At 30.8% G+C, this 273-nt stretch carries 1 protein-coding gene; it reads left to right on the forward strand.

The window, feature by feature from the left end; translation table 11 throughout:
• Positions 1–273: GNAT family N-acetyltransferase (locus ACJDTP_RS27750; RefSeq protein WP_406763045.1), on the forward strand; the 273-nt coding region annotated here is incomplete at both ends.

The following is a 273-nucleotide window of genomic DNA, read 5'->3' on the forward strand; positions in this document are numbered from 1 at the left end:
GGCAGTTTATCCTATGAAAGTTCGTATATTTAATAAAACATATGATATGGGTGGTCTTACAGGTGTTGGAACTTATCCAGAATATGCAAATCAAGGTCTTATGCACAAGTTGCTTTATCAAGCATTAAAAAACATGAAAGAAGCAAAGCAGAGCATATCGTATTTATATCCATATTCCATTCCATATTATAGAAGGAAAGGATGGGAAATAATTTCAGATAAAATAACATTTGAAATTAATGATTATCAACTTCCAAAAAACAAGCAGGTTTC

Source organism: Candidatus Clostridium helianthi, assembly GCF_045310795.1.
GTDB classification, from domain to species: Bacteria; Bacillota; Clostridia; order Clostridiales; family Clostridiaceae; genus Clostridium; species Clostridium helianthi.